The sequence below is a fragment of the Mesorhizobium sp. M7A.F.Ca.CA.002.09.1.1 genome (assembly GCF_003998555.1).
GTDB lineage: Bacteria > Pseudomonadota > Alphaproteobacteria > Rhizobiales > Rhizobiaceae > Mesorhizobium > Mesorhizobium ciceri.
This window is the reverse complement of the sequence record NZ_RZRR01000164.1, coordinates 1-7,994: the sequence shown is the minus strand read 5'-3', so window position 1 is coordinate 7,994 and position 7,994 is coordinate 1. Positions and strand designations below refer to the sequence as shown.

The window sequence follows — 7,994 nt, the reverse complement described above, 5'->3', positions numbered from 1 at the left end:
TAGATGCGGTCGGTGATGCCGAGCAATTCCGGCATTTCCGACGAGATGACCACGATCGCCTTACCCTCCGAGGCGAGTCGCGCGATGATCGTGTAGATTTCGTACTTGGCGCCGACATCGATGCCGCGTGTCGGCTCGTCGAGGATCAGCACGTCCGGGTCGGCGAACAGCCATTTCGACAGCACCACCTTCTGCTGGTTGCCGCCGGAAAGATTGCCGGTCAACTGATAGACGCTGGAAGCGCGGATATTGGTCTTCTTGCGATAGTCGTTGGCAACGGCGAGCTCGCGCATGTCGTCGATCACGCTGTGGCGGGCCACGCCGCCGAGATTGGCCAGCGTGATGTTGTGCTTGATATGGTCGATGAGGTTGAGCCCGTAGGTCTTGCGATCCTCGGTGACGTAGGCGATGCCGTGTTGGACCGCCTTGCTTACCGAGGACACATCGATCGGCTTGCCCTTGAGCAGCACCTCGCCTGTGATGCGGCGGCCGTAGGAGCGGCCGAACAGGCTCATGGCGAATTCGGTGCGGCCGGCGCCCATCAGCCCGGCAATGCCCACCACTTCGCCCTCGCGCACATTGATGTCGATACCCTTGATCACCTGCCGCTCGGCATGGAGCGGGTGATAGACCGACCAGTTCTTCACCTCGAACACGATCTCGCCGATATCAGGCTCGCGCGGCGGATAGCGGTCGTCGAGGGAACGACCGACCATCGAGGTGATGATGCGGTCTTCGGAGATGTCCTTCTTGGCCAGCGTCTCGATGGTGCGCCCGTCACGGATCACCGTCACCTTGTCGGCGACCCGGTTGATCTCGTTGAGCTTGTGCGAGATCAGGATCGAGGTCATGCCTTGCCGCTTGAATTCGAGCAGCAGGTCAAGCAGCGCCTGGCTGTCCTTTTCGCTGAGCGATGCCGTAGGCTCATCGAGGATCAGGAGCTTGACCTCCTTGCTCAGCGCCTTGGCGATCTCGACCAGCTGCTGCTTGCCGACGCCGATATTGGTGATCAGCGTCTTGGGGTCCTCCTTAAGGCCCACCTTCTTCAACAGCGCACTGGTGCGCTCCTCGTTGGCGTCCCAGTCGATGACGCCGAATTTCGCGTGCTCGTTGCCGAGGAAGATGTTTTCGGCGATCGACAGCATCGGCACCAGCGCTAGCTCCTGGTGGATGATGACGATACCCTTGTGTTCGCTGTCCTGGATGCCCTTGAACTGGCATTCCTGGCCTTGGAAGATGATCTGGCCGTCATAGGTGCCGGAGGGATAGACGCCCGACAGCACCTTCATCAGCGTCGACTTGCCGGCGCCGTTTTCGCCGACCACGGCGTGGATCTCGCCTTCCTCGACGCTGAGATTGACGTTCGACAGCGCCTTCACGCCGGGAAACGTCTTGGTGATGTCGCGCATCTCCAAAATCGTCGGGGCCATGGGGACTACCGCTCCTTGAGAGCTCGGCAAATATTGCCGGCGAGGTCGGTGACAATACCGGGCTCGCTGGTGAACGAAAAGGGGCCCTGCGTTGCGCAGGACCCCCTGACTTTGTAACCGGGATTACTTCAGTTCGTCGGCCTTGATGTAGCCGGAGTCGACGACCAGCGCCTGGTAGTTCGACTTGTCGACTTCATGCGGCGTCAACAGGATCGAGGGAACGACCTTGACGTCGTTGTTGTAGGTCTTTTCATCGAGTCCGTCCGGCTTGCCGCCCGAGAGCACCTTGTCGACGAGCTCGACGGTGGCCTTGGCCAGTTCGCGGGTGTCCTTGAACACGGTCGAGTACTGCTCGCCCGAGATGATCAGCTTGACCGAAGCGGTCTCAGCGTCCTGACCGGTCACGATTGGCCAAGGCTGAGCCTCGGTGCCGTAGCCGACGGCGCGCAGCGAGGCGGTGATGCCGCGCGACAGGCCGTCATAGGGCGAAAGAACGCCATCGACGCGGCTGCCATCCGAATAGTTGGCCGACAGCAGATTGTCCATGCGTGCCTGGGCGGTGGCGGCGAGCCAACGCAGCGTGCCGACCTTGTCCATGCCGGTCTGGCCGGACTTGATCTTGATCGAGCCGTCGTCGATCAGCGGCTGCAGGACGGAGATGGCGCCATTGTAGAAGAAGAAGGCGTTGTTGTCGTCGGGCGAGCCGCCGAACAGTTCGACGTTCCACGGCTTGGTGTTCGGGAAGCGTTCCTTGAGGCCCTTGACCAGCGAATTCGCCTGGATCACGCCGACGCCGAAATTGTCGAAGGTGGTGTAGTAGTCGACATTGGCGGTCTTCTTGATCAGGCGGTCATAGGCGACGACGACGACGCCCGCGTCAGCGGCCTTCTGCAGAGCATCCGACAGGGTGGTGCCGTCGATAGAAGCGATGATCAGCGCCTTCGGGCCTTTGGTGATTTCGTTTTCCAGCTGGCTGAGCTGGTTGGGGATGTCGTCCTGCGCGTATTGCAGGTCGACGGTGTAGCCGAGAGCCTCGAGCTGGGACTTGACGGCATCGCCGTCATTGATCCAGCGCTGCGAGGTCTTGGTCGGCATCAGCACGCCGACGAGACCCTTGTCGGCTGCGTGCGCCGAGTAGGTCATGGCAGCGATGCCAAGGGCCGCGACGGCGGCCAGTGTCTTGATGATTTTCACTTTAACTCTCCCTGTTTGATGGACGCGGCACCCCGGGGGTCGCGGGCCGCGCAATCGTGCAGAAGCGCCAAGGCACCGCTGCCGTCATATCGATCTCCGGTATCCTCCCATGGCCCCGAGACGCTGATTCAATCGATACGATTTTTCTCGTCGGCGACCGTCACGTCTTGGAACGCGCGGAGGGTGTGGGTCTTTGCCATAACTGTCAAATGCGATCTTTGATGGTTGCTATATCATGGTTGGTATATGTATTGCGACGTGACGGGCTGACCCCGATGTCGGTCGTACACGAGCAGAAGGCAGGGAAAGCGATGGCGCGGCCAGCGAATCCGACAACAGCTTCAGATGGTTACAGAGAAGCACCGGGCGATGGCGAAACCCTGCTGCGCAGCGGTCTCAGTCTGCGTCACATGCGCATGATCGTCGCGCTCGACGACCATGGCCGGGTCAGCGCGGCAGCCCAGGTTCTGAACATTTCGCAGCCGGCGGCCTCGCGCATGATCGCGGAGATGGAGGCGGTGCTGGAGGTCAAGCTGTGCGAGAGGCTGCCGCGCGGCATCACCTTGACGCCATACGGCAAGGCTTTGGCCAGGCGCGCGCGCTCGATCCTGCTGGAGATGCGCGAGGTCGACCGCGAGATTTCCGAGCTCAAGGCGGGCAAGGGTGGTTCGGTTTTCCTGGGTGCCGTGACCGCGCCGGCAATCGAGCTGGCGGTGCCGGCAATTCGTGAAATCCGCCGCATCTATCCGCGCATCGAGATCACCATGCAGGTCGAGACCTCCAATGTGCTGGCACGCGAGCTGATCGCCACGCGCCATGACTTCATCATCGCGCGCATCCCGGACGACCTCAATCCGCGGCTGTTCGAGTCGCGCGTCATCGGCGTCGAGAAAGCCTGCCTGATCGTGCGCCGTGGCCACCCGCTCACCAGGGGCAGCGTGGTGCGGCTGGAAGACACCGCCGCCTATGACTGGGTCTTCCAGTCGGGCGGCTCGCCCTTGCGCCAGGCGATGGAGAGCAACTTCCTCAACCGCAACATCGCTTTGCCGGACCGTATCCTGAACACCAGTTCGCTGCTCCTGACCCTGGTCATGGTCGCGCAATCCGATGCCATCGCACCGGTCTCTGTCCAGGTGGCGAAATTCATCCAGAACCCTGACGGGCTGGCCGGCGCCATCGACGTCGTCCAGACCGAATTCGACATCGAGGTCAGGCCCTACAGCCTGATCACGGTGAGGAATCGCGCGCTGTCGCCGGCCGCCAAGATGCTGCACGACTTCATTCTGAGGGAAGTGGGATGATGGCTGGATCAGGTAAGCTTCTCCGGCGAAAGCGCCGCCAGGCCGAGGCCAGCGAAAGCGAACTGGGAACATTATTTCCCGCCGATGCGTTCATGATCTTGCAAGGGACGATTTCTTCTGGAGGCTGAACATGCGCAGCTTCGAAATCATCGACCTGCTTTGCGTGATCGAGGCCTGCAAGCACGATCGATCGGTCGGCAATTTCGTGTCCATGGCTGAAGGCGTGGAAGAATTGCGGGTGTTGACCGGCGACTTCGTTTCATCGGATGACGCGGCGGCAAACGCCCTCGCAACGGTGGCGCTGGCGAGAGGCTGCTCGGTTGTGTTCGACGAACAGGCAGGCGCTGAAATGGTTCTGACGCCTTAGGCTGGAGCGGGTAGCGGGAATCGAACCCGCGCGTTCAGCTTGGGAAGCTGACAAGCTACCATTACATCATACCCGCGTGCGCCCTCGTTAGCATGAGGGTTGGCCTTCGGGCAATCGCAAAGCGGTCCGTTTCGGCACGACGCCGTCGTGCTGCGGATCACGGCGCGCCTGCGGCCGTGAATTGCCGGTTTGCCTTCGCGGCCTTGTCGCTGGTGGCGAAACTTGGCCAGTATTTCGAGATGGCCAGCGTCGCGCCGGCGGAAGAGAAGTGGCCATAGTCGAAGTAGAGAAATTCATTGGTCTTGGCGTCGGCGTATGAACAACCGGCCGAGTCGCACAGATACGTCAGCGGATCTATGAAATCGGCCCCTTTGGTGAACGGCAGAACCCGTGCGTTGATGCCCGGATCCATAGCCATAGGCCAGGATGTGGTTCCGGCATGCTCCCGCTTCACCAAGAAAGCGATCTTCTGGACGTCGGCGATGAATTCCGGAGACTGGCCGACGGTATAGACCTTGACCCCCATCTCGCGAAGCCGGTCGATCGTCTTCTGCAGGCCGGCGAAGCCCCTGGCCTGGTAGTCGGTCCATCGGCCGCTCAGGATCACCGCCTGGATGTTTGCGTCGCGAATGATCGACAAGGCCCGTTCGTTGAAGCGGGTGCAGGCGGGCCGAGCATAGGAAAAATAGGTCAGGTCGGGCGGACAGCCGGCATAGGTGTATTGGATGACATTGGCCTGGATTTTCTGGGCGTTGGGCTCAAGTCCCGATACATAATGGGCAGCGAAAGAATCGCCCCACAGCAGCACATTGGTGGCAAAGCCCGTTGTACGGGTGCAGTCGGCGAGATTCCAGTCTTCGATGCGGGTCCCGTTTTCGTTGAAGCAGATGCCGTTGCGCCAGTCGCCGACCCGGATACGTTCGGTCGAGAAGTCCGGGAACCGTTGCGGGAAACCGTTGCCCAGTGCACCGGCCAAACCACCGGCGCACAGCAGCGCGATGGCCGTCGCCGAAAAAGCGAAGATAGGCAGCGGTGCGGTATAGGCTCGTTTCTGGCGGAAGGGCTGCTCGACATATTTCCAGGAGAATGCCGCCAGGGCGAAACTGGCCACCGTCATCGCGACAATCGTTGGCACACCGACGGTCTTCAGCGAGAGATAATGGACGAACGAGTTGATTGGCCAGTGGACGAGGTAAAGCGAATAGGAAATCAGGCCGACCCAGACCAGCGGCGCCAACCGAAGCACGCGAGTGGCGACAGGTGCCGGCCTGTCCGCGTTATCCTGGCCAGCATAGATCAGCAGTGCTGTTCCGATGCAGGGGAATAGGGCATTGTAGCCGGGAAACGGATCGCTGTCCGAAATCATCACAAAGCCAAACGCAATCAGGGCAAAGCCGGCGAGGCCGATCAGTTCCACCGCCAGCCGACCGGCTAGGACCGGAGGCTTCCGCAACATCAGCATGGCGCCCAGCGCCAGCTCCCATATGCGCGTCGGCAAGAGATAGAAGCCTGCCGTCGGTGCCAGCGAGGTTGCTATGACTGCCAGGGCAAAGCTGCCGACGGCCATCGGCAGAAGTACCGTCAGCCAGCGCTTCGAGACGTATCGGTGGATCAGATAAAGCAGGATCGGCGCGAAGATATAATACTGCTCTTCCACCGAAAGCGACCATGTGTGCAGGAGCGGCCGCAGTTCTGCGTCGATGGAGAAATAGTTCATCGTTCTCCAGAAATAGATATTCGACCAGAAGGTCGCGGCGGCGATCACGCTAAGGCTGAATTCGTGGAGATCCGAAGGCAGAAGGATGAACCAGGCGGCAATGCTCGAGAGCAGGATGACGAAGGTCAGCGCCGGCAGGATGCGCCGGGCGCGGCGCCAGTAGAAGCGGCCGATCGAGAACTGGCCCCGCTCAAGATCATCGAGCAGGCTGCCGCTGATCAGATAGCCCGATATGACGAAGAAGATGTCGACACCGGTGAAGCCGCCAGGAATGGCGGACACGCCGAAATGGAAGAGCACGACGGGCAGCACCGCAACGGCCCGCAGGCCGTCGATGTCGCGCCGGTAGTTCATCCGGCCGGCTCGCGCGCGACCACCATGATCCGTGCGGCCGCACCCGACACGCTCATGCGGCGATGCCTTCGGTCGTGCTGAAAATCCCGGCTCGTCGGTCTCACAGGCTTACCCTCAGGCAGCAATTTTGCTGCGCTGCAACATGGGTGTCAAGGCATATATTGGCTGTCGCGAAATCCGCCAGGAACGCACAGGATCAGGCGCCGGGCAGATAGATTACCGCGTAATCGTCCGAGTAGGCCCGTTTCCAGCCCAACTGGTCGAAGAAGGGAATCCGGCTGTCGTCGGCCGACAGCAGCGCCCAATCTATTGCGTATTTCTTCAGGCGGGCTTCGAGGAGCGGCTTGCCGTCTCCGCGTCCGGTGTCGTTGTCGCTCTTTGTGAAGCCGCCCAGGAACAGCTGGTCCGTCCGTCCGTCGATATAGGTCTTGAACCCATGGAAAATCAGCGTGCCGCCGAAATTGTAGGAATTCAACACATTGCCGGACAGATGATGGCTTTGCGCGAAGGCCAGCGCCCCGCTGGCCGATGTCTTCGGGCTCGGCGCGACCTGATAGGCGCTGCCGAGCACGGCGATCCCGCCGATCAGCAGAACGGCTGCCGTGCCGCAGATGGCGTAGAACCGTCTGGCTAAGAATCTCTCCAGCCCGTCGCGCTTTTCGGCCAGCCATGCGGTGGCTGAAAGCGAGTGATATTGCTGTGCGACCTCGGCCGCCATCACCAGCGGAATCAGCAGGAAGAACAGATACATGAAGCGCACATGGGCGAGATAGACATGCAGGGTGAAGACGACGAACAACGCCTTGGCCCAGCCAATTCGCAACCGGGACACCAGAAGCCCGAAAAGCGCCAGCAGCATCGCCGCTTCCTGGACAGGACTGTCCGGCTGACTGAACGGTTTCCATTCCATGATCAGCGACACCGCCTCATTGCCGTAGGCCACGGCGAGCGTCGCGAGGATGGCCTGGACGCCGTAGGGGTGGATCAGGCTCACCAGCGGGCAAAGCAGGCCGAACGCGATCCACTTCGCCAGCAGGGACGGTTTCGACAGGCCCGTGCGCGCCAGCAGATCGAGACCGGCGAAAGCCGCGATGACGAAGCTCAAGGTGAAGGTGGCGTGCAGGTTCGCCCATAATACGACCAGCACAAGCAGCCACCAGGGCGGCGCCCGTTCTTCCCTTGCCGCACCGAAGAGGACCGCTGTCCAGATGACGATGATCGGGAAGGTGAAGACATGCGGACGCGCCGTGAAGATCGGGTTGATCAGGAACACCGCGGCGAACGCCAGTGTAATCGCCAGGATCGGCTTCAGCCATGCGCTGAGAAACCACCCCATCAGGAAAACCGTCAGGGAGATCGAGGCGATGATCGCGTTGACGACCCCGTTCCAGCCGCCCGCCCGGTAGGCAAGAGCCAGCAGGACCTGCCCCAGCCATTCCTTGGCAATCCAGGGCTGGCCGGCAAACGTGTAGGAATAGGGATCGACGGTCGGAAATGTCCGGTTAGTCAGGAAATCCAGACCGACCTTCACTTGCCACCAGCTGTCGGGATCCTGCAGGGTGGCGCCTGCCTGGGCACCCAACGCACCCGCCATCGCCAAGGCCGCGAGCAGGCAGAAGATCAGCCTGCTC

The 7,994-nt window shown here is 61.3% G+C and carries 6 protein-coding genes and 1 tRNA gene; 2 read left to right on the top strand and 5 right to left on the bottom strand.

Annotated elements, in window-relative coordinates; all coding sequences use genetic code 11:
• Positions 1-1,430: multiple monosaccharide ABC transporter ATP-binding protein (mmsA, locus tag EN994_RS10030; protein WP_127307512.1), on the bottom strand; the 1,430-nt coding region annotated here is incomplete at its 3' end.
• 123 nt (positions 1,431-1,553) lie between these two features.
• Entirely contained in the window at positions 1,554-2,624 is a 1,071-nt protein-coding gene (gene chvE / locus EN994_RS10025) for a multiple monosaccharide ABC transporter substrate-binding protein (protein WP_027161715.1), read from the bottom strand.
• A gap of 311 nt (positions 2,625-2,935) precedes the next feature.
• Between chvE and EN994_RS10020 the strand changes: the two genes are divergently transcribed.
• Positions 2,936-3,925, top strand: coding sequence for a LysR family transcriptional regulator (locus EN994_RS10020; protein ID WP_027161714.1), 990 nt, complete (start codon positions 2,936-2,938; stop codon positions 3,923-3,925).
• Positions 3,926-4,055: 130 nt separating this feature from the next.
• The gene (locus tag EN994_RS10015) at positions 4,056-4,292 is read left to right on the top strand and encodes a hypothetical protein (RefSeq protein ID WP_024503153.1); all 237 of its coding nucleotides are present in this window, start codon (positions 4,056-4,058) and stop codon (positions 4,290-4,292) included.
• 2 nt (positions 4,293-4,294) lie between these two features.
• Here the strand turns inward: EN994_RS10015 and EN994_RS10010 are convergent.
• From EN994_RS10010 to EN994_RS10000, 3 genes are all read right to left on the bottom strand, one after another.
• Positions 4,295-4,368 (bottom strand) — tRNA-Gly (locus EN994_RS10010).
• Positions 4,369-4,449: 81 nt separating this feature from the next.
• A complete protein-coding gene (locus tag EN994_RS10005) occupies positions 4,450-6,363 on the bottom strand; it encodes an acyltransferase family protein (protein ID WP_063170019.1) in 1,914 nt (637 codons plus the stop codon).
• A 196-nt stretch (positions 6,364-6,559) separates the two neighbouring features.
• Positions 6,560-7,994, bottom strand: a 1,435-nt coding sequence (locus EN994_RS10000; RefSeq protein WP_127307511.1) for a hypothetical protein, incomplete at its 5' end; no start/stop codon positions are given.